This window comes from Novosphingobium decolorationis, from assembly GCF_018417475.1.
In the GTDB taxonomy this organism is placed as follows: domain Bacteria; phylum Pseudomonadota; class Alphaproteobacteria; order Sphingomonadales; family Sphingomonadaceae; genus Novosphingobium; species Novosphingobium decolorationis.
Genome location: NZ_CP054857.1, coordinates 78,042 through 101,712, shown reverse-complemented (window position 1 = coordinate 101,712; position 23,671 = coordinate 78,042). Strand labels below are relative to the sequence as shown.

Annotated in this window: 26 protein-coding genes and 1 pseudogene; 13 read left to right on the top strand and 14 right to left on the bottom strand. The window is 60.6% G+C overall.

From position 1 onward, the window contains the following. The first annotated feature begins 25 nt into the window (after positions 1-25). The 7 genes from HT578_RS22015 to HT578_RS22505 all read left to right on the top strand — a co-directional run bounded on the left by HT578_RS22015 (position 26) and on the right by HT578_RS22505 (position 4,455). Positions 26-280, top strand: coding sequence for a hypothetical protein (locus HT578_RS22015; RefSeq protein ID WP_422394404.1), 255 nt, complete (start codon positions 26-28; stop codon positions 278-280). A 688-nt stretch (positions 281-968) separates the two neighbouring features. After that, entirely contained in the window at positions 969-1,550 is a 582-nt protein-coding gene (virB10, locus tag HT578_RS22645; RefSeq protein WP_422394403.1) for a type IV secretion system protein VirB10, read from the top strand. Positions 1,551-1,553: 3 nt separating this feature from the next. Next, positions 1,554-2,570 (top strand): P-type DNA transfer ATPase VirB11, encoded by a 1,017-nt coding sequence (gene virB11, locus HT578_RS22005; RefSeq protein WP_213504629.1) that lies wholly within the window; start codon positions 1,554-1,556, stop codon positions 2,568-2,570. A 92-nt stretch (positions 2,571-2,662) separates the two neighbouring features. Further along, a complete protein-coding gene (locus HT578_RS22520; protein ID WP_338422190.1) occupies positions 2,663-3,019 on the top strand; it encodes a hypothetical protein in 357 nt (118 codons plus the stop codon). Beyond that, a complete protein-coding gene (locus tag HT578_RS22515; protein WP_338422189.1) occupies positions 2,991-3,554 on the top strand; it encodes a type IV secretory system conjugative DNA transfer family protein in 564 nt (187 codons plus the stop codon). The genes HT578_RS22520 and HT578_RS22515 overlap by 29 nt, the downstream gene beginning before the upstream one ends. Beyond that, positions 3,440-4,141 (top strand): type IV secretory system conjugative DNA transfer family protein, encoded by a 702-nt coding sequence (locus tag HT578_RS22510; RefSeq protein WP_338422193.1) that lies wholly within the window; start codon positions 3,440-3,442, stop codon positions 4,139-4,141. The genes HT578_RS22515 and HT578_RS22510 overlap by 115 nt, the downstream gene beginning before the upstream one ends. Beyond that, on the top strand, positions 4,120-4,455 hold the full coding sequence (locus HT578_RS22505) for a hypothetical protein (RefSeq protein ID WP_338422188.1): 336 nt from the start codon (positions 4,120-4,122) through the stop codon (positions 4,453-4,455). Before HT578_RS22510 ends, HT578_RS22505 begins: the two co-directional genes overlap by 22 nt. A 26-nt stretch (positions 4,456-4,481) precedes the next feature. On the opposite strand, the gene HT578_RS21995 is transcribed toward HT578_RS22505, so the two are convergent. The 5 genes from HT578_RS21995 to HT578_RS21975 all read right to left on the bottom strand — a co-directional run bounded on the left by HT578_RS21995 (position 4,482) and on the right by HT578_RS21975 (position 9,396). Further along, the gene (locus HT578_RS21995) at positions 4,482-5,261 is read right to left on the bottom strand and encodes an Abi family protein (protein WP_239026651.1); all 780 of its coding nucleotides are present in this window, start codon (positions 5,259-5,261) and stop codon (positions 4,482-4,484) included. A gap of 191 nt (positions 5,262-5,452) precedes the next feature. Beyond that, positions 5,453-6,322: a hypothetical protein gene (locus tag HT578_RS21990; RefSeq protein WP_213504622.1), complete on the bottom strand. Its 870-nt coding sequence runs from the start codon at positions 6,320-6,322 to the stop codon at positions 5,453-5,455. Then, positions 6,319-7,341, bottom strand: coding sequence for a relaxase/mobilization nuclease domain-containing protein (locus HT578_RS21985; protein WP_239026650.1), 1,023 nt, complete (start codon positions 7,339-7,341; stop codon positions 6,319-6,321). The genes HT578_RS21990 and HT578_RS21985 overlap by 4 nt, the downstream gene beginning before the upstream one ends. A gap of 162 nt (positions 7,342-7,503) precedes the next feature. After that, positions 7,504-8,292, bottom strand: coding sequence for a hypothetical protein (locus HT578_RS21980; protein ID WP_239026649.1), 789 nt, complete (start codon positions 8,290-8,292; stop codon positions 7,504-7,506). A 21-nt stretch (positions 8,293-8,313) separates the two neighbouring features. Then, positions 8,314-9,396 (bottom strand): IS630 family transposase, encoded by a 1,083-nt coding sequence (locus HT578_RS21975; protein ID WP_213501478.1) that lies wholly within the window; start codon positions 9,394-9,396, stop codon positions 8,314-8,316. Between the two features lie 387 nt (positions 9,397-9,783). Between HT578_RS21975 and HT578_RS21970 the strand changes: the two genes are divergently transcribed. After that, positions 9,784-10,092 (top strand): hypothetical protein, encoded by a 309-nt coding sequence (locus HT578_RS21970; RefSeq protein ID WP_213504618.1) that lies wholly within the window; start codon positions 9,784-9,786, stop codon positions 10,090-10,092. A 79-nt stretch (positions 10,093-10,171) separates the two neighbouring features. Here HT578_RS21970 and HT578_RS21965 read toward each other — a convergent pair whose 3' ends face one another. From HT578_RS21965 to HT578_RS21955, 4 genes are all read right to left on the bottom strand, one after another. Next, positions 10,172-10,501, bottom strand: a complete 330-nt coding sequence (locus HT578_RS21965; protein WP_213504615.1) for a single-stranded DNA-binding protein — start codon at positions 10,499-10,501, stop codon at positions 10,172-10,174. Between the two features lie 565 nt (positions 10,502-11,066). Then, the gene (locus HT578_RS22440; RefSeq protein WP_277884209.1) at positions 11,067-11,198 is read right to left on the bottom strand and encodes a hypothetical protein; all 132 of its coding nucleotides are present in this window, start codon (positions 11,196-11,198) and stop codon (positions 11,067-11,069) included. After that, positions 11,195-12,844, bottom strand: coding sequence for a ParB/RepB/Spo0J family partition protein (locus HT578_RS21960; RefSeq protein ID WP_213504614.1), 1,650 nt, complete (start codon positions 12,842-12,844; stop codon positions 11,195-11,197). The genes HT578_RS22440 and HT578_RS21960 overlap by 4 nt, the downstream gene beginning before the upstream one ends. A gap of 68 nt (positions 12,845-12,912) precedes the next feature. Then, on the bottom strand, positions 12,913-13,047 hold the full coding sequence (locus tag HT578_RS21955; protein WP_422394407.1) for a DUF3768 domain-containing protein: 135 nt from the start codon (positions 13,045-13,047) through the stop codon (positions 12,913-12,915). A 27-nt stretch (positions 13,048-13,074) separates the two neighbouring features. On the opposite strand from HT578_RS21955, the gene HT578_RS21950 reads away from it, so the two are divergent. Then, positions 13,075-14,226 carry an IS110 family RNA-guided transposase gene (locus HT578_RS21950; protein ID WP_213504650.1) on the top strand — a complete coding sequence of 384 codons (1,152 nt, stop codon included), beginning with the start codon at positions 13,075-13,077 and terminating at the stop codon, positions 14,224-14,226. Between the two features lie 321 nt (positions 14,227-14,547). Here HT578_RS21950 and HT578_RS21945 read toward each other — a convergent pair. Together HT578_RS21945 and HT578_RS21940 are read right to left on the bottom strand one after the other, a co-directional pair. Further along, a pseudogene (locus HT578_RS21945) lies at positions 14,548-14,781 on the bottom strand (DUF3768 domain-containing protein); the annotation flags it as partial. A gap of 432 nt (positions 14,782-15,213) precedes the next feature. Next, complete coding sequence (locus tag HT578_RS21940) at positions 15,214-15,876, bottom strand: hypothetical protein (protein ID WP_213504610.1); 663 nt, start codon at positions 15,874-15,876, stop codon at positions 15,214-15,216. 209 nt (positions 15,877-16,085) lie between these two features. Between HT578_RS21940 and HT578_RS21935 the strand changes: the two genes are divergently transcribed. Further along, positions 16,086-16,427 carry a hypothetical protein gene (locus tag HT578_RS21935; RefSeq protein ID WP_213504607.1) on the top strand — a complete coding sequence of 114 codons (342 nt, stop codon included), beginning with the start codon at positions 16,086-16,088 and terminating at the stop codon, positions 16,425-16,427. 152 nt (positions 16,428-16,579) lie between these two features. Here the strand turns inward: HT578_RS21935 and HT578_RS21930 are convergent, their stop codons facing one another. From HT578_RS21930 to HT578_RS22640, 3 genes are all read right to left on the bottom strand, one after another. Further along, positions 16,580-17,524 (bottom strand): ArdC family protein, encoded by a 945-nt coding sequence (locus HT578_RS21930; protein WP_213504605.1) that lies wholly within the window; start codon positions 17,522-17,524, stop codon positions 16,580-16,582. Positions 17,525-17,921: 397 nt separating this feature from the next. After that, complete coding sequence (locus HT578_RS21925; RefSeq protein ID WP_213504604.1) at positions 17,922-18,248, bottom strand: single-stranded DNA-binding protein; 327 nt, start codon at positions 18,246-18,248, stop codon at positions 17,922-17,924. A 338-nt stretch (positions 18,249-18,586) separates the two neighbouring features. Next, positions 18,587-19,192, bottom strand: a complete 606-nt coding sequence (locus tag HT578_RS22640) for a DUF7146 domain-containing protein (protein WP_422394406.1) — start codon at positions 19,190-19,192, stop codon at positions 18,587-18,589. A gap of 927 nt (positions 19,193-20,119) precedes the next feature. On the opposite strand from HT578_RS22640, the gene HT578_RS21915 reads away from it, so the two are divergent. From HT578_RS21915 to HT578_RS21905, 3 genes are all read left to right on the top strand, one after another. Then, the gene (locus HT578_RS21915) at positions 20,120-21,208 is read left to right on the top strand and encodes a replication initiation protein (RefSeq protein ID WP_213504649.1); all 1,089 of its coding nucleotides are present in this window, start codon (positions 20,120-20,122) and stop codon (positions 21,206-21,208) included. Positions 21,209-21,403: 195 nt separating this feature from the next. Continuing rightward, complete coding sequence (locus tag HT578_RS21910; RefSeq protein ID WP_213504600.1) at positions 21,404-22,606, top strand: AAA family ATPase; 1,203 nt, start codon at positions 21,404-21,406, stop codon at positions 22,604-22,606. A gap of 46 nt (positions 22,607-22,652) precedes the next feature. Beyond that, complete coding sequence (locus HT578_RS21905; protein WP_213504597.1) at positions 22,653-23,666, top strand: ParB/RepB/Spo0J family partition protein; 1,014 nt, start codon at positions 22,653-22,655, stop codon at positions 23,664-23,666. Positions 23,667-23,671: the final 5 nt, after the last annotated feature.

Below are 23,671 nucleotides of genomic sequence, written 5' to 3'. Positions count from 1 at the left end.
CCTGACTTGGCAGAAAGGCTTCAAGGTGGACGACTTTTACGCCGCCCGCAGCAGGACTATCCCGCCGCTAGCGTGGTCGAATATTGCTCCGCCGTTCTCAATCGTGCCCTACGACGTGCGCGACGACTTCGTGGTGATCCACGCCGTCTACCGCGAACTGCGCCTGCGCCGGGGCAAGGCGGTCCTCGCGATCTACAACGAGGCCCCGCCCCGCAACGATCGCGCCGAGCGCACGGGCACCGTCTCCAACATCGTCGAACGCAAAGTGAAGGGGCAGTAACATGGCCGAGAACGTCATTGATCGCGGCGGTGAACTCGCGCCCGCCGATTCCATTCCCGAAGAGAGCGGATCGCCCGCGGGTCGCAGCGGCACCAATTGGGGCAATGTCGCCTTCGTCGGGGCCGGTGTCGGCCTGGTCGCGACCATTCTTGGCATCATCATCGGCTACGGCGTCTTTCACAACGCGGGTCGGCGAAGGCGGCCGAGGAGCCCGCGCAAGCCAGCCAGAAGAGCGTCGATGATATGGTGGCCTCACCCGCCGCGCAGCGTGCGGCCCTCGCAGGTCAGCTTGGACAAGCGGGCAGCGCTCAGACCGACGTTTTCGGCCGTCCGGTCCTGGGGCAGCAGACCACCGATGCCAACGGCAACCCGGTCCCTGCAACGGGCGAGGCTGCCAGTGGCGAGAAAACCTTGCCCAGAAGCGCTATGAGGAGCGCCTGAAGATGGCCGATGCCGCGCGGCGGGCCCCGGTCATGGCCTATCAGGCCAATGGCCTCACGGCGTCCGCCTCCACGGTGTCGCCAACGGGGAACGCAGCCGCTGCGGGTCCGCAGGCCCAGGAGAGCGGCCCCGCAACTTCGGCGCCAGTGGCTTTGGCCCTCCCTCGGATAGCGATACGGGCACGGGTTCGGCCAGCAAGGGCTCGACGGACTTCACCGACCAGCTCGGGCACGCGAAGATCGAGACGGTGCGCGCCTCGCTCATCAAGAACCGCGACTTCCTGCTCAGCGCCGGCACGGTCATTCCCTGCACCTTGCAGACCGCGATCAACTCGACACAAGCCGGATTCGTCTCGTGCGTCATCAACCACGATGTCTATTCCGAAGACGGCCGCGTGGTCCTGCTCGACAAGGGCACCAAGGTCCTGGGGCAGTATTCGGGCGGCATCACGCAAGGCCAGGCGCGCATGTTCGTGCTGTGGACCCGCGCGCTCACCCCGCGTGGGGTCGCGATCGACCTTGGTTCGCCAGCGGCCGACGCGCTCGGCCGCTCGGGCATGTCGGGCGGGGTCGATACGCAGTTCTGGGCGCGCTTCGGCGCAGCTCTCATGATGAGCGTGCTCGAGGACGCCTCCAACATCGCCGGTCGCGCCGTTGCGAACGAAGGCACCTACACGACGCAGGTGCCCAGCGAGATGGGCAACACGATCCTGCGGGACAGTAAGAACATCAAGCCGATCCTGAAGAAGAACCAGGGTGATACGGCCGCCATCTTCGTCGCCAAGGACTTCGATTTCAGCCCGGTCTATGACCTCAAGCTGCGGCGCTGAGCGATGGCAAACGTCTCTGCGATTTACCAGCACAATGCAGCGCCGCTGCAACCGCTCCTCGATCGCGAGGACGTGACCGAACTGGTCATCAACGAGCCGGGCGTGATCGGCGTCGAAACCCGCAAGGGCTGGGAGTGGCATGAAGCGCCCACGCTCGATCACGCCAGCCTTATGACGCTGGCCCGCCTTATTGCAGGCCTGACCAAGCAGGACATAAGCGAGGACTACCCCATCTGCTCCTCGGTCCTGCCGGGCGGCGAGCGTGCCCAGGTCGTGATCCCGCCCGCCATCGAGCGCGGCTTCGTCTCGATCACCATCCGCAAGGCCTCAAACACGGCGATGGACCTTGGCGACCTCGACCGCTCGGGCCTCTTCAGCGAAGTGAAAGCGCACGGCGCGGCCAACGAGGTCGATGATGCCCTGCTGGCCTACCGCGCTGCGGGCGACTGGAACGGCTTCTTCAAGCTCGCCGTGGCAGCACGCAAGAACATCCTGATTTCCGGGGCGACCGGCTCGGGAAAGACCACCTTCTCCAAGGCCCTCATCAAGTTGATCCCCGACTTCGAGCGCGTGCTGACGATCGAGGATACCCGCGAACTGGTCGTGCCCCAGCGCAACCGGGTCCACATGATGTATTCCAAGGATGGGCACGGTCTGCAGAAGGCGGGCGCGAAGGAGCTGCTGGAATCGGCCCTGCGTATGCGGCCCGACCGCATTCTCCTCCAGGAGCTGCGCGATGGAACGGCGTTCTTCTATCTGCGCAACGTCAACAGCGGACACCCCGGCTCAATCACGACCGTCCACGCCAATACCGCTGAAGGCGCGCTCGAGCAGCTCACTTTGCTCGTCAAGGAATCCGAAGGCGGAAACGACCTCGACCGCCACGACATTCGCGCCCTGCTGCGCTCGCTCGTCGACATTGTGGTGCAGATGCACCGCCTTCCTCCCAGCGACGGCCGACCGGCCCGCTACCGGATGACCGAAGTGTGGTTCGATCCGGCCGGCAAACCTCACGACTGACAACCAAAGGAGTGCCCCATGAGCGGCAAGATGGTTCGCAATCCGGGGCGTCCCAACCGGGCGCCATTGCCTTTCTCATGATCGTAGGCCTCGTGGTCAGCGCCGCGATCGGTGCGATCACGGTGCTGTGGCGCGCGCATCTGCTCTCGATGCAAACACCCTGGGCGAAAGTGCCCGGCGCGCTCTGGTCGATGAAATCCATGCCGATCGTCTGGCAGCCGTTCCTTCTCGGCTTCGCGATCAGTTTCGCTCTGTGCCTGGCCGGCGTCTTTGCCTCGATGTTCACCGCGCAAAAACTGCACGGCGAGGCGCGCTGGGCGCGCTTTGGCGAAGTGAAGGAAGCCCGACTGCTGGAAGGCGCCGGCATCATCCGGGGCGCTTCAACGCCGGTTCCTGCGCTTCGGCGGAACCGAGCATGTCATGCTCGAAGCCCCGACCCGGGCCGGTAAGGGCGTGGGTGTCGTGATCCCGAACCTGCTGTCGTGGCCCGATTCCGTCGTGGTCCTCGATGTGAAGCAGGAGAACTGGGACCTGACCTCGGGCTACCGCGCCAGGCAACTTCGCCAGAAGACGCTCCTGTTCAACCCGCTCGACGAGGAAGGACGGACGTGCCGCTACAATCCGCTCGGCCACATCAACCGGCGCGATCCCGTCGAGATCATCAACGAGCTGCAGAAGATCGGGGCCATGCTGTTCCCGCTCCCCCTGACCGGCGACAACTTCTGGGCCGAAAGCGCACGCACAGCCTTCCTCGGGGTCTCGGCCTATGTCGCGGTCACCGTCGACGATGGCGAGGACGCCCTGCCCTTCACGATCGGCGAGGTCTATCGCCAATTCGCCGCCGGTGATGCCCGGCGCCGCTTCCCAAAATCATCAAGCAGCGCGAACAGGCCGGAAAGCCTCTCTCTGGCGCATGCATTTCTGCGCTGCGCGACTGGATTTCTTCGTCGGACAACACCTTCACGTCCATTCGCCAGTCCGTGACGGCCAAGATCAACCTTTGGCTCAACCCCTATGTCGATGCGGCAACGGCCGAGAGTGACTTCGATCTGCGCCAGTTCCGCGACAAGCGGATCTCGCTCTACCTCGGCGTCTCGCCCGATGACCTCGAGCGGGTCGCGCCGATCTACAACCTGCTTTTCCAGCAGCTCATCGACCTCAACGTGCGCGAGTTGCCCTCGGCCGACCGGCACAACGTGCGCCTGCTCCTTCTGCTCGACGAGTTCACCCGCCTCGGCCGGGCCTCGGTCATCGCCAGCGGCTTCAGCTATGTGGCGGGTTATGGCATCCGTCTCCTGCCCGTGATCCAGAACTTCTCCCAGCTCGATCACATCTACGGCGACAAGGTGGCCAAGGAAATCTCCGCGAACTGCGGCGTGCAGATCGTCATGCGGCCCAAGGAGATCAACGACGCCAAGAACGTCTCGGAGCGCCTGGGCACCTACACCTTCCGCGCGAAGTCTCGTTCGTTCGGCGCCTGGGCCGTGGTGGCGGTTCGGTATCGGAATCCGATCAGCGCCGCGCTCTCCTGCTCCCGCAAGAGCTGCTCTTGCTACCCGAGAAGGATCTGATCGTACTGCGATCGGGCATCCCGCCCGTCTACGGCAAGAAGATCCGCTACTATCAGGAGAAAGACATGCTCGCGCTGACGAAGGTGCAAGCGCCAGCGATGCCGACGATCCGCCCCGATCCTTCCGTTCCGGCGCGAAGCCTTCGCGTCATCACGGCTGCGGAGGCGAGCGGCGAGGAATATGCGGGCTCAAGGCAAAGCTGTACCCGCCCTCTTGACACAAAGCTCGTTCATGAACTGCGAGTTACACCTGACGACGAACAGGCGGAAAAGCTTTTTCAAAAGCTCTTCATTGTGATGAAAGAGGCAGTGTAAGGCTTCTCAATAGTGCCCTTTAGCGCCTAATATCCAGCCTCAGCAGGCCGCATTTCGGGGAATTTGGCTATAATGCGCTGCACCTTCAATACGATGGAAATTTTCGCTCCCCGTTGCTCCATAAGATAATCAAGACATTCAAGAATGGCTTTCAATTTTTGAGGCGGGGCAGCAGGTATCCCGGCGCGGCGCAACCTGCTGGGCTGCTTCTGGAAACTACGGTTGAATAAGCGGTCATGGTGAGCGCACATGTTGCGCAAATCGACCAGACAATCGAGCCAATGAGTGAATACCTGATCGCTGGAAACGCCGAACTGCGTTGCAATTTTCGTCTTCAAAGACCCTTCCAGCGACTTATAAATGACCGAGGAAGCACCGAAAGTCAGAAATTCCTTCATCGTCCAGATAGGTGGCAGCGCTGGCTCGCTGTATGTTTCTTTATAATGCTTAGCCCTCTGATCTTTCGACGATACGTATACCTTGCCAAAAGTCTGAATGGCGCTCAGATTAGCGACAGCATCCTTGAAGGCCCCCAATTCGTAATACGGATGGCTGCCAAAGGCATCACTCAGCGTTTCCGAGATCGCGTTGCGCAATAGGATTTCGAATTGCCCGACCGCAGCGAAGCAGGCATCGCGCAATCGCATGTCGCATTCATATAAGCGCAAAATGTGCTGATATGTGGTGTTCGGGACGAAAGGCCGGTCGGGGAGCGAAAGCTGCCGACGGCTTAGGAAATAAATTCTAAGCCGCTCATAGCCAATCAGGTCAATTTTCCGCGCCGCCACCTTAGGACGCTTGACCACCAATCCCCGCGCACGGAGATGCGTAACCCGCTCCAGGGCCGTCGCATGGGGCTTATTGTAAGGATTTTGCGGCATTCAAATAAGAAGGGCCGCCCTTTTGCACCCTCCAAGGAGGCGTGTGGCGGCCCGTGACCCCTTTGATATACACTCAGGTTAGCGAAAACGCAACAAAATGTTTGCGCGTATGCAAGTCAGCCCCGTTGGGGCAAGCTGAGCCCTGGATCTCGATCTAGCGCCATTCCTTCGTGTAGCGCATTGCTATCCCTAGCCACAAGGCTTCCGGCCACTAAATCATCATCCAGCTTCTGGTGAAGCTTAGACATCACCTGGTCGACTACGGCCACTGTCTGCCCCTCGGACAACAAGCGTTCACGCGTAGCAATCCAATAGTCAATGGCGCCAGCCAGCTCAGCTTCACCTTGTAAGGCGATGCTATCGCCCGCGCGCCATAGTGCCGCCAGCTCCGCAAAACGCGCCTGCTTCGACATAGATGAACCGTCTCGCATACAGCCCGGAGCCTGCTCGGTTGGCAAGGGCGCACTGCGGTTCTGCAATTCATCGCGTGTGATCGCAGCCATGCGAAAACGAAGCACACGCACGTCTACGAACTCAGTGGGCGAAGGGGTGTATTGGGACTTCAGAACCTCGATCAGTTCCTCAGTCGAGGCCACCTTCACCGTCTGCCCCCAGCGGGCCAGAGCAACATCGCTGGATCCCCTTTCCGAAGGTTGGAAGTACGCAAAGCGCTCCAGTATCGGGTGGTCGGCCAGATCATCCGGAAGCGTAGAGGGCCTACCTGAAGCCGCAGCATGGGTAAGCGCTGCCAGTTCCGCCGTTCGTCGGAACATTTCAGTTTGGAAGCCGCGATCAGCGTCTTGATGAGCCAGGACCATTTCCAAACCGGGAAGAACATCGGTCACAGGAGCCAGACCCGCGTCTATATGGTCCAGACGCGACTGAATTTCATCCTGCCGATCCGCGATCGCAGAAACTTCACCACGCAACAGGGTAATCGCATCGAGAATAGCAGCCAGCACCAGCTCGGTCCCATGTTCGCTCAACGCTCGGGCCCTCCCCTATCCTTTGAGCGATTACGCTCGCGCTGCTCGCGATCCACGTCGCGAGCATTACGAACCAAATCATCCATTCGATTGATCGCCTCGCGGGCACTCTTCTCGCGGTTGCCATTCGAAAGATCGTTCTGACGCTCGGCAAGAGAACCGTCAGGGGAACGATCCTGACGAAGGTTGGTGCTCGAAAATGAAGGCTCACGAGCGGCCTTTTCTCGGAGGCGCTTCGTCATTTCCGCCGAACGCTTCAGTGCAAGCGCAAGGGGATCATCCGAAGTTGAAGATAGATCCCGCTCTGACGACACCAAGCCAATTCGAGCGGCTCGTTCCGAATTGCTTTCGGGCTCCGGCATCGTCTCGATGAACTTGGATAGCATCTGTGCCCGCACCTGATCGGCCAGGGACGGGGAAGACGAAAGCTCTGTGATCGACTTGGCATATGTCTGCAAAACCGTCGCATGACGATCGGCCAGGACCTTCTTCACAGGATCGGGAATGCCGCGCTCCCGAAACACGTCGGCCCGCTCGGCACGGCTCTTGTCGATGCGAGGAACCTGTCCCTTCTCGCGCATTTTCTTCGCAGCAATAGGCTCGTGCTTGGGATCGATCCCACGCGCGCGGGCAGGCGTGGCGTTCGCTTCGACTCCTCGATCACGCAGCTTCTGCGCGAAGCGCTGACGATACCGAAAGAGATCATCACGGTTCGGGTGAAACCGCCGCCCATCATGATCACGACGTGCAATTGTCAGGTGAACGTGCGGGTGATCGCGGTCGACGTGCAGAGCGGCAACCCACGAGCGATTGGCAAATTCCTCACGCGCAAAATCAAGCGCCGACGCCTTCAGCGCCTCGGGGTCGGTCGCGGCCGGCATCGAAAGGACCATCGAAATCGAGGTCGCGCCCTTGCGCCGATCATCGCCTCCGACTTCCCACTCCTGCCAGTCCTGGGCAAGAATGCGCATGTCCTGTCCATCGCGAAGAACATCGCCATCGCTCGTGTAGAGAGGCACCTGGACGTCCTCGCCATGCCCCAGACGGCTGATGTAGGAGAAGTTTGCAAGGACATGCCCCCACCATGCTGGCGCCCGGTGATGCGCACGACGACCTCCGGCGCGCGCCGCGCCGTGCGCTCCATGGTACGAACGGCGCGACCCGTTGCGGACGCCGAAGTGCTACCGCCAAAAGCATGCTTGGCCTGTGCGCTGGGCCGGTTCTCGTTCCTCGGTTTGGACGGGGAAGGAAGCATTGAAGAGACCGCGAAGGCAAGGAGCGTTCCCCCCGCTTTCGGAGCCGACGCCTTCCCGCCGCCGCTTCCTGGCTTGCGCTTCTTGGGCGGCGCATAGACGCCCGCGAGGCTGTCGAGCGTGCCGGGTGTGAAGCGAAAGCTCACCCTCTCCGTCCTCGTCTTGTGCCTTGTGCGCCTCGACCCAGTAGCCGACTTCGCCGCCGACATAGGACGAAAGCTCGCGCCGGGTCTTGAACACTAGCGCCTTCAGGTCGGCGCAGGTCTCTAGAAACTGCGCGGCCACGCGATGCATTTCGAGGCGGCTCTCAGGCTGGTTGGCCGCGTTCATCGCGTGCACGGCCTGGTTGATGTTTCGGCCAATCGCCAGGATCTGCTTACGCAGCTTGCCAAGCTCGGTCTGGCTCACAGGTGCAAGCCGCAGCGCCCCCGCCTTGTCCCACAAAGCCCAACGCAAGGTGCGCTTGATCCATTCATTTCGGGTGAGGTGCAACGGCCCGGCCACATCCTCGATCGCATCGATTTCGTGGCGATGAAGACGAACAGTGACACGCACATAATCGTCGGGATGGCCCCTGCCCTGCACCTCGGTCACAGGCAGGTTGTCGTTCTGCGATGAAAGCGCCGCGCGCTGCAAGGTGCTGGCGATCCACGACGCACGGCTCTGTCCCTGGGCGATGGCGAGACGATCGATCTCGGCCACCAGTTCCTCGGACAATCGTGCACCTACCATCATGACCTAGTGGATTGACTCCAACGTTTGGAACCCTCGATTTCGAGCGGCGATGATGTCATCCGGATTGGCCTTCCAGATGAAGGGCTTGGGGTTATCGGCATTGTACTCCCGGATGAACCGGTTGATGGCAGCCTGGAGCTCGACGACGGAGTGGAAGACGCCGTGCTTGAGGCGCCGCCTGGTCAGCTTTGCGAAGAAGCCCTCGACGGCATTGAGCCATGAGGAAGAAGTTGGCGTGAAGTGGAAAGTCCAGCGCGGATGGCGGGCGAGCCACTCCTGGACCTTGTCCTTCTTGTGTGCGGCATAGTTGTCGAGGATCACGTGGATCGCCTTATCCTTGGGCACTTCGCGCTCGATCCGATTGAGGAAGCGGATGAACTCCTGGTGGCGGTGACGCTGCATGTTCTGCCCGATGACGGTTCCGTCGAGTACGTTGAGTGCAGCAAACAGCGTGGTCGTGCCGTGGCGCTTGTAGTCATGGGTCAGGGTACCGGCGCGGCCCTTCTTCATCGGCAGGCCGGGCTGGGTGCGGTCGAGCGCCTGTATCTGCGATTTCTCGTCGATCGACAGGACCACCGCATGGGCGGGCGGATCGACATAGAGGCCGACGATCTCGGTGAGCTTTTCGGCGAAAGCCGGATCGTTCGACAGCTTGAAGCTGCGCCAGCGATGCGGAGCAAGCCCATGCGCCTTCCAGATCGACTGCACTGTCGAAACGGCAAGCCCGACCGCTTTGGCCATCGCGCGCGCCGTCCAGTGGGTTGCCTCATGCGGCGGCGGTTCCTGCGTCAGCCGGACAATCTCGGCCACGCGCTTGGGCAACACTGGCGCCTTGCCGGGCGGACGGGACTTGTCGCGAAGAAGACCATCTACACCTTCGTGCATGAAGCGCTCCTGCCAGCGCCACACGCAGGTCTTCGACTTGCCTGTGGCCGCCATGATCGCCGAGGTCCCCAGGCCATCGCTGCTCAAAAGCACGATACGGGCGCGCCAGACATGTTTCTGCGGGCTCAAGGGAGCCGACACGATGTCGTCCAGGCGTTGACGGTCGGAAGCCGAAACGGTGAAGCTGATCCCATCGCGCATCCTCCGAGACTGGCACGCCTGCAAGCCGGTGGGAATCCCCAGACGGACTCTTTCGTTGCGGTCAATCCACTAGAAGCCCCGTGCAGCGGCCGCCAAACGAACCAATGTTATCATTGGTGCCAATTGGCATATCCTGCCATCCCTATCCGAACCCAAATTCCCCTTCTTGGGCCACCGCCAAAACTGAACAGGCCAAGAAACGTGGAAGGAGGAATTGCCTGCATTCTAAAGCACATCGCCCAGGCAACAAGATGCAGCCTTCCTCCGACGTGCGCGCTATCTATGCGCAGACTCCATTCATCGCATTTCGTGGCCAGCACATCTAGCGAGCACGCTTGGCATCAGACAGAATCCGCGCTCATCCTCGAACTTCACGGAGCCGTTTTCATGCCGAAACCCGCCCGAAAAAAATCCTCCCTCGCCGCTATCGAGAACCGACGCGCGGCGCTGCGCTCCGAACTCGCCGCGCTCGACCAACAAGCCAGGGAAGCTGAGAAGGCTGCCCGCGACGCCGGGCGCGACACGTTGTTCGCGGCCTTGGGGCGCGTAAAGATATCGGCTATGGAGAAGGCCGATGCGCGCGCGATTGCCAAGGCCATCGCAACGCATGAAGCCGCAGAGATCGCGCAAAAGCTCGCCGAACTCGAACGTCCGACGTCAGCCCGATCAACGCTGGCTCAGTCAGGCCTGGAGTGAGCTTGAGGCTCACAGTATAAAACGACGAAGGCGGCGCTGTTGCACCGCCTTCGATCCTTCGGGAACCTACGAGCAGCTTCTAATCGCCACCTCGCCCATTTTCACTGCGCAGCAGGGCCGCGAACCGCTCGACGATAAGGTCAACGTTAAAGATCCGCTCGCCGTCTTCGCGCTGATAACTGCTTTGCCGTACCCGGCCGGCGATATGGAGAAGATCGCCCTTACCGATCCGAGCGGCGCGCTCGGCGGCCTTGCCAAATAGGGTTACGCGGTTCCAGTGCGGGTCGTCTTCCCATTCTTCGCCGACCTTGCGGCTATAGTTTGCCGCGATGTCGAGGAAGGCTACCTTGTCCTTGATCTCGATTTTCCCGACGCGGCCGATGATCCGAAACTCTGCGATATTTTGCATGGGTCCTGTCCTTCTTCAAAAGGTTGCTGACGCATCGCCGGAACGGGGGGCGGACCATGCGCGGGCAAGTCGAAAGACGGAGGGTCCACGTCGTGGAAACCGTAGCGGCATCGCAGCGGCTTTCTGCTTGGGGCGAAGCCCTTCCCGCATAGCAAGGGCCGGACACCAGATGCGTCGGACAGCACCCGCGAAGACGGACGTTCCCATTATACACAGAGCTTCGCTCTCACTCGGTTCAGGATTCTGATCAGGACGCGGATGTCCCCAGTCGCACTGCGATAGCTGTTGGGAGCCCACCCTTTGGCGATCTGTCGGAACGTCCGTTCACCCAGCAGCGAGAGCGTTCAAACGACGCCGCCGAACCGGCATTGCGCCCTGCCCTTTTGTGGTGAAGAGCGCCGATTTGCGTACAGCGCGTATCAAGAAAGCGGGGCTCCGGCAGCGACATGGAAGCCGGATGCGGCTACAATTGCACCGGTGCAAATGCGACTAGGCAGGAGCCGAACGCGCAGCTTCCTCATCGAAAGGGAGGCCGGTGGAGCGACACGCTCCACCGGCCAGCACATCAAGCAACCTTGGACATTTCGCCTTCGTCCGTGGGCTGCTCGCGAAGAGGCGTAAACCGGCGGGCCGGTTCGGGCAACCAGCCAACGGGCAGCCGCTCGTTGACGGCAACGGCAAGGTCGCCCTTCTTCATCTTGGCGCAATTCTCGGCGGCGCCCTCGCCGCATTCTTCGGCCAGGATTGCCAGCAGGCTCGACTTCTTGAGTCGATCGAAAAGGTCTGGCCCGGTGTCCAGTGCTGGCGAAGATCGAGGCCAGCGGCATCGGCGTACTTGTCGGCTGTAGCCTGCCGCGCGCCGATCCCGCCGTGATTGAAGATTGTGCCATTGATGGAGGTCGCCACCAATGCAGCGAGCAACTGCATCTTGTCAGCCTCATCCATAGCGCGGATCGTCTCGAAACGACGATCCGCGGGAATATCCGCGAACCGCTCGACAAGCTGGGCAGGAAGGTCGGCAAGGCGGCTGCCATCAAGCATGTCCTGCTCGACCGTGTGGCGGGTCACGGTCGGATGAATATCGGCGGCAAGGTTGTAGCTCTGCTGGCCGTGGAGCAACTGCGCGGTCATGCTATCCAGCAGAATGTCGAGGGCAAGGGCAGGCTGGGCCGCAACCTCATGTTGCAGCGCCATCGTGCGAATGGCCGTCAAACGCTCGATCATGCTGGCGGCATAAGGACCGGATTCTTCGACCTTGGCGGTGAGCCGCTCGACGTAAACGGTCCAGTGGCGAAGGACTAAATCGCCTTTGTAGCCGATATAGGCACAAACCCCGCCGTTGGCCTTCTGCGCGTCGGTGAATGCCTCGAAGCCTTCCGTGATCGCGTCGCGCTGGTCAAACAGTGCGGCGGCTTCTTCGCTATCCTCGCGGCCTTCGGCTTCCAGCGCTTCAATCTGGGCATCGAGCCCGGCAAGCTCAGCCGCTTCCTCGTTGGTCGGTTCGCACGTCTCGGGGCGCAGATAACCACGGCTGTAAATGTCGTGGGGCGCCTCGGCGGAAACCTCGACGATCTTCCAGCCCTCGGCCTCGAACCCGGCACGAATGCTCTCCAGCTTGGCGGAAACCAGTTCGTCCAGCAAAACCGGATCATCGGCATACCCGGTCTCTCCGAACAGGTCGCGGGTGATCGTGCCGCCTGCGGCCTCATAGGCTTCCAGACCGACGAAACAGAAGGTCGATGAATCGGTGCGAACCTTCTGGGTCGTGAGGGCGCGGCGGATCGCGGCGGGACTGTTACCGCAACGCTCGAATGCCTCGATCTGCGCGGCGTGATCCTCGCTCATGGTGAACGCCTGAGCGGCTTCCATGCCGATCGTGTCGGCGGCGAAAGCTTCCAGCAGGGCAGGAGCCAGACTGCCGAGACGGAGCAACTTGGCGACATGGCCAGTGCTGTAACCAAAGCGGGCCGCAATATCCTCGGCGCTCATGCCGCCCTCGTCGCGAAGCTGGGCGAATGCGGACACCGCGTCCGCTGGGTGCATGTTCTCGCGCTGGGTGTTCTCTACCAGCGAAAGCTCGATGGCATCGGCCTTGTCCTTGATGATGACGGGGACGGGAAAGGCAGCGGTCACGTCCTTGCGCTTCTTGAGAAGCTCGAGCGCGCGAAAGCGGCGCCCTCCGGCGAACACCCAGAACTTGCCCGCATCCTCGTAGACGCCAAGGCTCTGGATGAGGCCGTGCGCGTGAATATCGTCGGCCAAAGCCTCGATCCCGGTCGGCTCGACCTTGCGGACATTGAGCGGGGAAAGGCGAAGCTGCGACAGCTTGAGAATGGTGGTCATGGTTGGAAATCCTCGAGAATAGGGGGGAAGGTGAGGGCGACGGCTGCGCCGCCCTCGATGCTGACCGATCAGTATTCGTCGGCGCGAAGGATCGTGATGACGCGGCAGGTCAAACCCGGATCAGCCGGGTCCGGCGATCCCCCCTCAAGCGCGGCGTCGTAGTAGATCCTATGGAGCCGGCCCTGTTTCGGCCGATAACTCATGTTTCGACGACGACTGGAGAGAGCATCATGATGCCTGCAACCATTACCGACGCTGAAACGGCGCCCATCTATGTGAGCGTCGAGTTGAGCAAACGATCTTGGCTTGTTGCCTCCCTGCTTCCAGGAGCGAGCAAGGTGGCGCTGGCGAACATTCCTGCTGGCGACGGGGAGGCCCTGCTTCGTCACGTCCGCAAACTTGAGGCCCGCGCCGAAACCAGAGTTGGCGGTTCGGCCGCTATCCGACTCTGCTTTGAAATTGGATATGACGGCTTCTGGCTTGCTCGACTGCTTCGAGACAGGGGCATCGACACTTATGTGCTCGATCCCGCGAGTTTCCTCGTTTCTAGACGGGGAAAACGGGTCAAAACCGACCGGATTGATGCCGAAGCGATGATCGGTATTTTGAAAGCTTATCTCGGCGGAGATCACAGTGTGTGTCGACTGGTTACGGTACCGACACCGCAGGAGGAGGATGCCAGGCGGTTGATGCGTGAACGCGGAGACCTGATCCGTGAGCGAACCAAGATCATTTCTCGGATCCGCGCTCTGTTCGCGCTTCATGGGATCAAGCATTTGCGAGCCCTGAAAGGCGGGGACTGGGCTTCGCAGTTGGATGGGATGCAAACAGGGGATGGCCGGAATCTCGATCCGAACCTCCGTCAACAGGTCTCCCGATGCTTCGAGCGCCTTAGCCTGCTGAATTCGCAGCTGAAGCAAGTCGAGGTCGCCCGGAAGGAAACCCTTGCAGACGAAACAACCGGCTTTCCATGCCCTGACAAGGCCGAGCGCCTTCAACAATTGCGAGGTATCGGCGCAAATGGCGCCACGATGCTGGTCGCGGAAGTCTTTTGTCGGAATTATTCCAGTCGGCGCCATCTTGCGTCGTTCCTGGGGCTGGCGCCCAGTCCATATTCGAGCGGTGGAGTTGAAAGAGACCAAGGCATCAGCAAGGCAGGAAACCGGGGGGCTCGATGCTTGATGGTTGAACTGGCCTGGGGTTGGCTCCGCTATCAACCGAATAGCGAACTCGCCCAGTGGTACCGCGAACGCTTCAAAGGCAAAGGGAAACGCTCTGCCAAAGTGGGAATTGTGGCGCTGGCACGAAAATTGTTGATCGCCCTTTGGCGCTTTGTGGAAACCGGCTTGGTTCCTCAAGGCGCTGAGCTCCGCCAGGCTTGATGCCTTTGTTGCAACAGGCTCGTTAGGCCTCGCGGATTGGTTGGATGCGTGACCGTGAAGATTGATGGCGCCTAAGAAACGCCCAGTAGTAGTTTGGTCCGCATCCTCCGTTGCTCGGTCCAAGGATGTGAATACGGATTGTGGTGCGAGAGAACGCTCTCGACCGGATACAAGTCTATGCGCGGATCGCGCATGCCTGAACCTCGGAATAGCGCAACCCAAGTCGCCCGAAATTTGAAAGGAATAGACCTTGACCGGATAAGCATCATACAAGTCGATCTTCCAGAAGCAGCGGGTTTCCTTCCATTCGAACGCACCAAAGTCGCGCTCTCCATGGGGGTCGTTGTCTTCGCTGAAATCGGCAAAATCGCGCACGATGCGCAACAGGGCGGCGCTATCGATCCAGAACGGCGAAAGGTCCGTGTCCTCGATCAGGGAGCGAATGCCCTGAGTCAGTACCACGCGCCCATACTGGGGGTTGCTGAGGTCGGCTCGCAGTTGATCATTGAGAGTGGCAACGCGCGCTGCATATTCCCCGCGTTCGTCGTCGGACATTTTTGCGAAATCTGGCATGTGCTTGTTTCCCTTTTTCCTGATGGAGCCGAAGGCGATGGCGTCCATCGACTTCTGCCCGCTGGCGAAGCCGGGGGGTGGGAATGCACATGGAGAGCTGATCGCGGCGGAGGGGGATCACCCGCCCTGCACGGAAGCGGCAGCGAAGGAAGGGTGGGGAGACCGCCGCGATCACCAAGCGCAGCGCGGACCTGCCGCGCGAAGACGGCCCGGCTCTTGGGCAGGGAGGGGGAGGCCGCCCCCTCCTTAGTCGGACAGGCAAGCCTGACGGCCGCGCCGCCGCATCTGTGAGCGAGGATCGTCACCCGCATGGGACGAAACCGTGGTACACGGGTTCGGTCGGAGCAAAGCGGAGATAGAGCCGTGCCGCAAGGTCGCTCCCCTCCCCGTCCTATCCCCTGATCTGAAACGAAATCAGGGCTTCTGCGCGATCAAGGCGGTGACGTTCTGCTTGCCATCCATCCACGCTGCGGCGGTCGGACTACGCCAGGCAATCATGTCATGGATGCGTTGATAGTCATCGGTCAGATTGCGTGTGAAGACCGGCTCATGATGCGCGATCCGGTTGCGCAAGTGGCGGATGCCCTGAAGGTCGGCATAGGCCTGCCCGCGGCATTGGGCCACGCTCTGCCCTCCCGGTGCTCCTGGAAAGACCGCCCGGAAGTGTGCGTTCCAAAGACGGCTATCCTGTCCGGCGGTGAAGATGTTCTCCCAGAAGGCAAATTTGAGCTCCGCGATGATCTTGCCAGTCGTTGGCAGCTTGCGGGCACAGGCCTGAAGGTCGTCGGCCGGGTTGTAGCGAATCCGACTTTTAGGCCGCGGCAGGCTTCGGATAAAACCATTGTTCCAGGGCCAGTTCGCGCCATGGACGGCTTCGATGGCTTCTGCGATCCCGTTGCGAACCGCTACTTCGCAGACCTGGAGAGGAACAATCAGGGCCGAGGAAATGTCGAGATTCCATTCGTAGAGCTCGAGCGCCTTTCCCCGGCTATTGCCCTTCGCCTGGAGATAGGTGGCAAAGCGCGGCGCCGAGATAACTTCGGGCAGATCCTCAAGCTCAGCGGGAGTGAAAGGCAAGGTCGCTATCCTGTCTGCGCACAGTATTGACGAAACCGTCACTACCGCCATATAAGGGGTCATCGGCTTTGAGAACGCGGGCTTACGCCTCCCCTCATCGTCTAAGGAAATTAAAGGCCCGCCGAAAGGTGGGCCTTTTCTTTGTCCGCCAGTGGCTTGGCGCAACAGGCATCATGGACGGGGACGAGCCGGATTGCTAGGCTCATCCCATGACCGAAATTGCCGCCCTTTTCCCTCGTTGGGCTTCGACCTGGGGCGAGCTGGCGCGCACGAACGCGCTGGCGCGATCGCAGTGCCGCTGCTGCGGGATGCAGCAGCGGGTCGACGTGTCGATCCAGATTTTGCGCTTTGGCGCAAACGGCTCGCCGATCGACCTGCGTGACAAGTGCATGGTTGTCGGTTGCCACGGTTCGGTTTTCTATCTGGTGGCACGCACTTACGGGCGGCAATGGATTACGATGGACACGCGCAGAGAGCCACGCAAAGCCGTTGCTCCGGGCGTCAATGCAGTCTCGCTTGATCTCGGTTCCCGCTCGGCCAGATCGCGTTAGACCTCCATCACGCAGGCGCTATGAACAGCCTGTAACAAGGCGCGATTTCCGCCTTAAAAGGCATATTTTGGGCGTTTTTGGCACCAAAAGCGCCCAAAATTCTGCATATCCGCATTTTGAGGGCGACCGCGTCGCCGCCCTCAAATCCTGCCTCACGCGGCGATCGTCTGCGCAGGCACATCCATATGGGACAGGATCATTTCGCTGGCAGCCTGTGCCGCGCTGGCGGCGCGAAAGATTACGCGCTTGTCATTGCGAAGGGCGGTCAACCACGAAGCCACGTAAGCGGCATGGTCCTCGCGCTCGGTCGGCTCCATTCCAAGTTGCGCGCAAAGCATGGCTGCTCCGATCTCTGCAATCAACTCTTCCTCTGCCCTGATTTCTAGCGCTTTTCCGTAATCGCGCAGGGTTTCGCGAGCGAGCCGCTTGGCGCTCCCCGCGCTGTGCACAGCCTCATGGGCGAGGGTCGCATAGAAGGCATTGCCGCTTTCAAAGTCAGCAAAGGCGGGCATCTGGATACGGTCGGCGGCAGGATCATAGAAAGCGTTCGATCCGCCCTCGGCGTAGGGAACGGGCCAGCGGGCAAAGGCTTCGTCCAGTTCCGTATCGCGTTCGTCGCGGTTCTTCATCTCGACCGCAGGCGCGGGATACCTGGACATATCAAGCCCATCGATCTGCTCGACGTTGAACACGACATACCGCTTCAGGAACTTGCGGGTCGTTTCCTCGCCCTCGCTGTTGGTGACAGGCTCACCGGTTTCGCCGTCCTTAGGGGTGAAAGTTCCGGCGTGCACGACAAGATTGCCCTTTTCGCCCTTGCGGACCTGCCCGCCCAGCTCGGCGGCTTGGCGGTAGGTCATCCAATAGGGATTGGCGTAGCCGCGCGTCATGGCAGCGGTCCAAAGCAAAAGGATATTGATGCCCCGATAAGCGGTCCCCTCATGGCGACGGGGAAGAGAGGCAAGGCCCGATGCCCAACGGGGTGACCATGGGCGGGTGCCCTCTTTGAGCATGGCGATAATCTGGTTGGTGACTTCCTCGTAAACGTCTGCGCGCGGGGCGGTGTTCTGGTGGGTGGTCTTAATCTTGCGGGTCATGTGCTGGCTTCCCTTTTTCCTCGATGGAGCCGAAGGCGATGGCATCCATCGGCTTCTGCCCGCTGGCGAAGCCGGGAGGGTTGAACCGGCACCGGAGGGCCGAGTGCGAGGGAGGGGGATCACCCGTCCTGCACGGAGGCGCAGCGGACGGAAGGATGGGGACACCCTCGCACGAGCCAAGCGCAGCGCGGTTTGCCGCGCGAAGACGGCCTGGCCCTTGCCGGGAAGGGGGGAGGCCGCCCCCCTTGAGACTGAGAAACGAAAAAGGCCGCGCAGGCGCGGCCTCCACTTCGAGCGAGGATCGTGACCTGAATAGGACGAAACCGCTTCGTGGGTTCGGTCGGAGCGAAGCGGAGATAGAGCCGTGCCGGCCGGCCGCTCCCGCCCCTCCCCGTTTCTAGTTGTCCTGCTCGGCCATCTTGCGGGCTAGGATTGAGAAGGAATCCGCGATCAGCTCGGTCTTGTAGACGATCCCGGCGTCACCCGAATGGCTGTTCTCGCGGGTCCGCCCGGTGATGTGAACAAGGTCGCCTTCCTCGGCGTTCTCGACCTGGGCGGCGATCTTGGGAAAGCACACGACGCTGTTCCAATGGGTATCAGTCTTCCAGTCGTCCCCGTCTCGCCGGTTGTAGTTCGACGCTACGCTGACATAGGTAACTTTCTCCAGAGGGCGGATTTTTCCAATACGGCCGATAATCCGGAATTCTGCAATGTTTTGGGGCATCGAGGTCTTCCTTTCAGGCTATCCAAATCGATTTGGACAGGGAGGTAAGTCGTTATTCGCCCGAGGAGCGCCCTGCCCCTCCCCTCGTTCGAGGTTTGATTTCTGCGTCTGTTTATAAACTTCACCCTCTTGGTGAAGCTGAGGCAACCTTCGATGCCGCGCAGACTTTGCCAAAAGAATCCGAACATCGTGCAAGCCACGGAAGAAGCCTGACCTGCCTTGGCACACGGATTTCGGAGCCACGTCGCCACACGCGAAGTCGTGTCGCTCGCCGATTGATCCATTCCACCATATGGCGGCGCAAACGCAGGCAAAACCGCCAAGGATCGCGAGAACTCTCACCGTTTCGCCCTGCCCTTGGCAAGAAGCGCGTCGTTCCAATCCCCTCCAGGGGGAGGCAATATGATCTGAAGGCGTCGACCATTTGCCGTGAGGTGCGGGTGTGCGCGAACAAGACCATCTCGGGCGGCTTTGCCATGTTGGGAGTAAACCCGGACCCGGCGGACATGGTCTGGTATGTACAGATCACGATAGCGCTCGACACCGCATACGGCCGAGCAGCCGCTAAGTTCGTTGAGGACGATGGCCGATTCTGCGTCTTCGAAGCCTTCGGCCAGATTCATGGTGTCGTCAGCTGGTGCTCCAAGATGTACCGCGCTTTGCCGCGGATCGCCCAATGTTCGCTTGGCGGCATCGAGGCACGTGCATTTGTGACCATCGGTTTCCAGGAAGATCCGCAATAAGGCTAGGAGCCGGCCGCTTTGGGTCATAGGGAGCAAAAGTGCGGGTAAACGGAGTTTGCGGCCTGCCTCGTACGTAATGGCGCCGGGCGCGTACCGGCCGGCCGTCGAATGCGAAAGGCCACGCTTTGCAAGGTAGCGCTCGGCAGGAGTGCCATGGGTTGGAAGTGCGTAATCCCATAGGTCCCGACATAACGAGGTCATGTCGTTTGTTGGTTTGGCAGGCGCGTTGGCCTGTTCCGAGATCGGTGGATTTAACCGCTGAGCCCGTAACGCTCCGATTATCTCGCTTTGTGTGCAACCTGCAAAACAGTGGAAGAGTACGGCTTTGCGGCCAGGTGTAATTGAAAGCGAAGCATGACGATCGTCGTGAGCTGGGCAGCAGACCTTGCCATAGCGGCCGTGCCAGGTACCTTTGAGGTCCTGTACGATCTGCCGAGCAGCGGATTGAGGGGTGGTTGCCATAGTCCGAATATAGCATATACACTAAATCCGCACAATCCACTGTCGGAGGTTGGTTTGCTATGATCTTTCGGTTTGAACTATGGATGCGGGGGATCGAGTTGGGTCCTCGGCTTCTTCCCGTCTCCTGGAATCCTCTTTCAAACAGCGCCGCTGCTTGCAGCGGAAGGTTTTCTGATTCTAAGGGATTCAGATTCAGGGGGCAAAAACCGACGGTTTCCAGCGGGGTTGAAGGGGGTATTCCTGACCGGTTGGGGGAGTTTGCCTGCCTTATTGGGGGCCCTTTCCTGACCTGTCGGGGGCGTTTCCCTGACCGGTTGGGGTTATCCTGACCGGTTGGGGGAGACACCAATGGCCTTCCCACGCAACGTCCAGGCATCGTGTTTCGGCACGGAATGGACCTCTCCGCGCACGATTATCGCCCTCCCCTCCCCTGACCGCGACGACTCGCCGGAATCTGCAGGCTCGCTTTCCCTGGAGGGGCAGATCTATCCTGACCGCATGGGGGCTCAGGAAGGCCAATCCTGTCCTGACTTGACCATCCTGGACAGGTCAGGCACACCCGAGACCTTAAGTGCGAATCTCCTCGAGCGTTATGACATGGCCAAAAATCGAGCTTCCGACAATGCTGAGGATAGCGATACGGGCCAGCCTTCTCCTGGCCGGGCGATGCGCGTTGCGGCAGCCTTGCAGGCAAAGGGTGGCGATGAGTTCGCAAAGCCGGGCAGCATTGTCGAAGTCAAGTTCGTCAAGGGCCAGTCGCTTAGCCTTACCGCCTCGCGCCTCCTTGCCCTGATGATTCTGACTGCAGGCGGCGATGCATGGGAAGACCGTCCACATCGTATGCGCAAGGCGGATATTCGCCGGGGGCACAAGGGCAACGAGCGCATTTCCGACATGCTCGAGGAACTGCACCGCACTCTGTTCGCGATCGACGACACGTCCTGGCGTGGCAAGAAGGCGACGATGCGTTTCTCACTGATCTCGTCTTCGCGCGAAGAGGTTGAAGATGAGCCTGGCGCGGAATCGGGGTGGATTGAATGGGAGTTTACGCCCGAAGCGCGCAAGCTGATCCAGGAATCCGAAACCTATGCGGTTCTCAATCGCCAGGCGGTTCTCGGCTTTCGCTCGAACTATGCCTTAAAGCTCTACGAGGTCGGCGCGTTGCGTTTGCACCGGCGCCAGTCGACCTGGAAGGGTGATATGATGGCCTTGCGGGCTCTGCTTGGAATTGGTCCGGACGTCTACAAGGACTTCGCTCAGTTGCGACGCAAGGTGCTGGAGAAGGCCAAGGCTGAGATCGACCAGCTTGCGCATTTCAGGGTTGAGTGGCGCGAAATTCGCAAAGGGCGTGCGGTCAGCGAGCTCGAATTTCGCTTTGAGCCCAAGGACGCGCCGGCGCAGATCGCGACCGTGGATGAGATTTCGCGCCATTCCGGCGGACGCAAGGCGCGGCGCGATGACGAGGTCGAGACCGTCGAGGTAAAGGAACTGACCCAGAACGTCGTCTCGGCTTTGACGGGAAAGGGGAGGGGAGAACCCTCGGAACTGCGCTTCCCCAGCGGAACGCTACAATTTGGCGCCGATGAGCTTGCCGCGATCGCGCGGCGCTCGGGTGGAGGATGGGACATCGATCTTATTGCCAACGCCTATCGTGAACAGATGGGCGAACGTCTGGCCAAGCTGAAGGGCGCCAAATTGATCGCATCCTGGACCGGCTATTGCGAGAGCTTTTTTGCGCGTCGGGGCAGGCCCTGATCCGAAAATTGCACCGGTGCAATTTTCCATCAGGCCCCCAATCGGTCAGGATAGATGAGCCTGAGTTTGCCGTTGCGGGTTGAAGCGCGCGAGGGCGTGCCGGAACGGTGTGGTGATTTGCGAAAATACATCGATTATTGACCAATAAGTGCAAAATGGCATAAGCCGTCCCCAGTTTCGAAAAGGGAGGCTGGCTTGGCCGCATCACTCGATATTGAAGGCGTGCAAGACGAGGTATCCGTCCAGGCGCTGGCTCAACGCACCAGCTCTGTTCTTGAGCGCCTTCGCGATGCGGCGCGTTCGGCCCGGGCCGATGACCGTCGCGAGCCCACCTTTCAGATTGGCAAGGCAGCGGAACTGGTGGGCCGTACGCCGGCAGCTATTCGGGAAGCCGAGAAGGACGGACGTCTTCCGCCTCCACCGCGCACCGAAAACAACCGGCGTGTAGGGTACACGCTTGCACAGCTCAACGACATGCGCGGCTTGTTCGGGACACGTCCTTGGCGCGCACCTGAAGATCCCTGCAGCATCATCGCGGTCCAGAACTTCAAGGGCGGAGTGGGCAAGTCGACGTTGTCCGTGCACCTCGCGCAGTACCTTGCCATTCGTGGCTACCGCGTTGCCTTGATTGACTGTGACAGCCAGGCGTCGGCAACGACGTTGTTCGGCTATGTACCGGATCTGGACCTGTCCGAGGACGACACCCTCTATCCGTTTTTGCGGCATGACGGCATGGACTCGCTCGATTACGCGCTGCGCAAAACACATTTTGACGGGCTCGAGTTGATCCCGGCAAACCTGCGCCTGTTTCAATCTGAGTATGAGATTGCCGCGCGTATGGCGCGCGGGCAGGGGAGTCTTATTGATCGCATGGCGCAAGGCATCGCGAGCATCTCGGATCGTTTCGACGTGATTGTGCTCGATCCGCCGCCAGCATTGGGAGCCATTTCTCTGTCGGTGCTGCGCGCGGCCAATGCCTTGGTGGTGCCGGTGCCTCCTACGGTCATGGACTTTTCCTCGACGGCCGCGTTTCTTGCCATGCTCGACGAAACGATCGAAACGCTGGCGGAACGGGACATGGCGCCTTCGCTTCAGTTCCTTCGTTTCGTCGCGTCCAAGGTCGACGAGAACAAGTCGATGCAAAAAGAGCTGATTAACTTGATGCGCAGCTTGTTCGGGCACGCGATCGTGCGCACGCCGCTCAAGGATTCCGCGGAGATTGACAATGCCACGGCGCGCCTCATGACCGTTTACGAGCTGGATGGCCCGGTTACGAGTTCGTCTGTTCGCAATCGCTGCCTGACCTATCTGGACGGCGTAAACAGCGAAATCGAAATTGATATTCGCTCGATGTGGCCGAGCCATCTGGCCCGGTTGCGCAAGGAAGGTGTCGTATGATGCGCAAGAATTGCACCGGTGCAATTTTGCCTGAGGGAGGGCTCTCGTGAGCAAGAAGAACGCGAATTTTGCAGCCGATCTGGTGGCTGGAATTGCGCCAGCTTCCCAATCTCCAACGCCGCGTCGGACCGGTATCGGTTCGAGCGTTCTGACAGGCCGAGAGAGCCGCCTCGCCGAGCTTGCCTCCGGGAGCGTCGTATCGCGCACGCACGAACTTGTTGATCCGGCGCGTTGCCGGATGTGGGTAGGTCACAACCGCGAATATGCGCTTCTTGACGAGGAGCGGTGCGCGGATTTGATCGAAAGCATGAAGGCGCAGGGTAAGCAGGAGATGCCCGCGATCGTACGTCGGGTTAAGGGCGAAGCCGACTACGACTACGAGGTGATTTGTGGCGCGCGGCGGCACTGGACGATCACTTGGCTACGTGCACATAACTACCCCGATTTCCGCTTCCTGATCGACGTTCGTGATCTGACCGATGAAGAAGCCTTCCGGCTTGCTGATATCGAGAACCGCGCACGCGATGATCTCACTGACCTGGAGCGTGCACGTGACTATCTGCGTGCGCTGGATGCATACTACGAAGGCAGTCAGAAGCTCATGGCGGAACGGATCAACGTCTCCCAGAGCTGGTTGAGCCGTTATCTCGATCTGGCTCGGTTGCCGCGCGAACTGATGGTTGCTTTTTCGCGCCCCCAGGATCTGAGGATCAAGCACGTTACGGCGATCAAGCCTCTCTTGAAGCCGGAGGATCGTCGCGAGCGGGTATTTGCTCAGGCGGCGCAGCTTGCCGAACGCGAGAAGGGCGCAGAGCAGCCGACCCCGGTTCCGGACATCATTCGTGCTCTGGCCCTTGCAGCTGATCCCCCCAAGAAGTCAGGATCCCCCAAACGGTCAGGAAAGGCGCAAACGGTCCGTTCTGAGGACGGCAAGCCGCTTTTGAAGATCGAGACTCTCGATGGCAAAGGAATCAAATTAACGCTGCTGCCACGGGGAGGGGGCACACGAGCCGAAGCCGAAGCCGCTTTGAAAGACTTGCTCGAACAGCACTGGTTGTAGCCGCT

Coding starts and splice junctions, on each gene's coding strand:
- HT578_RS21950 (WP_213504650.1), top strand. CDS start 13,075: ATGATGCCTGCAACCATTACCGACGCTGAAACGGCGCCCATCTATGTG.
- HT578_RS21960 (WP_213504614.1), bottom strand. CDS start 12,844: ATGACCACCATTCTCAAGCTGTCGCAGCTTCGCCTTTCCCCGCTCAAT.
- virB11 (WP_213504629.1), top strand. CDS start 1,554: ATGGCAAACGTCTCTGCGATTTACCAGCACAATGCAGCGCCGCTGCAA.
- HT578_RS22640 (WP_422394406.1), bottom strand. CDS start 19,192: ATGACCTCGTTATGTCGGGACCTATGGGATTACGCACTTCCAACCCAT.
- HT578_RS22515 (WP_338422189.1), top strand. CDS start 2,991: ATGCTCGAAGCCCCGACCCGGGCCGGTAAGGGCGTGGGTGTCGTGATC.
- HT578_RS21970 (WP_213504618.1), top strand. CDS start 9,784: ATGCCGAAACCCGCCCGAAAAAAATCCTCCCTCGCCGCTATCGAGAAC.
- HT578_RS21975 (WP_213501478.1), bottom strand. CDS start 9,396: ATGCGCGATGGGATCAGCTTCACCGTTTCGGCTTCCGACCGTCAACGC.
- HT578_RS21935 (WP_213504607.1), top strand. CDS start 16,086: ATGACCGAAATTGCCGCCCTTTTCCCTCGTTGGGCTTCGACCTGGGGC.
- HT578_RS22440 (WP_277884209.1), bottom strand. CDS start 11,198: ATGAAGAAGGGCGACCTTGCCGTTGCCGTCAACGAGCGGCTGCCCGTT.
- HT578_RS21925 (WP_213504604.1), bottom strand. CDS start 18,248: ATGCCCCAAAACATTGCAGAATTCCGGATTATCGGCCGTATTGGAAAA.
- HT578_RS21955 (WP_422394407.1), bottom strand. CDS start 13,047: ATGAGTTATCGGCCGAAACAGGGCCGGCTCCATAGGATCTACTACGAC.
- HT578_RS21930 (WP_213504605.1), bottom strand. CDS start 17,524: ATGACCCGCAAGATTAAGACCACCCACCAGAACACCGCCCCGCGCGCA.
- HT578_RS21915 (WP_213504649.1), top strand. CDS start 20,120: ATGCGCGTTGCGGCAGCCTTGCAGGCAAAGGGTGGCGATGAGTTCGCA.
- HT578_RS21965 (WP_213504615.1), bottom strand. CDS start 10,501: ATGCAAAATATCGCAGAGTTTCGGATCATCGGCCGCGTCGGGAAAATC.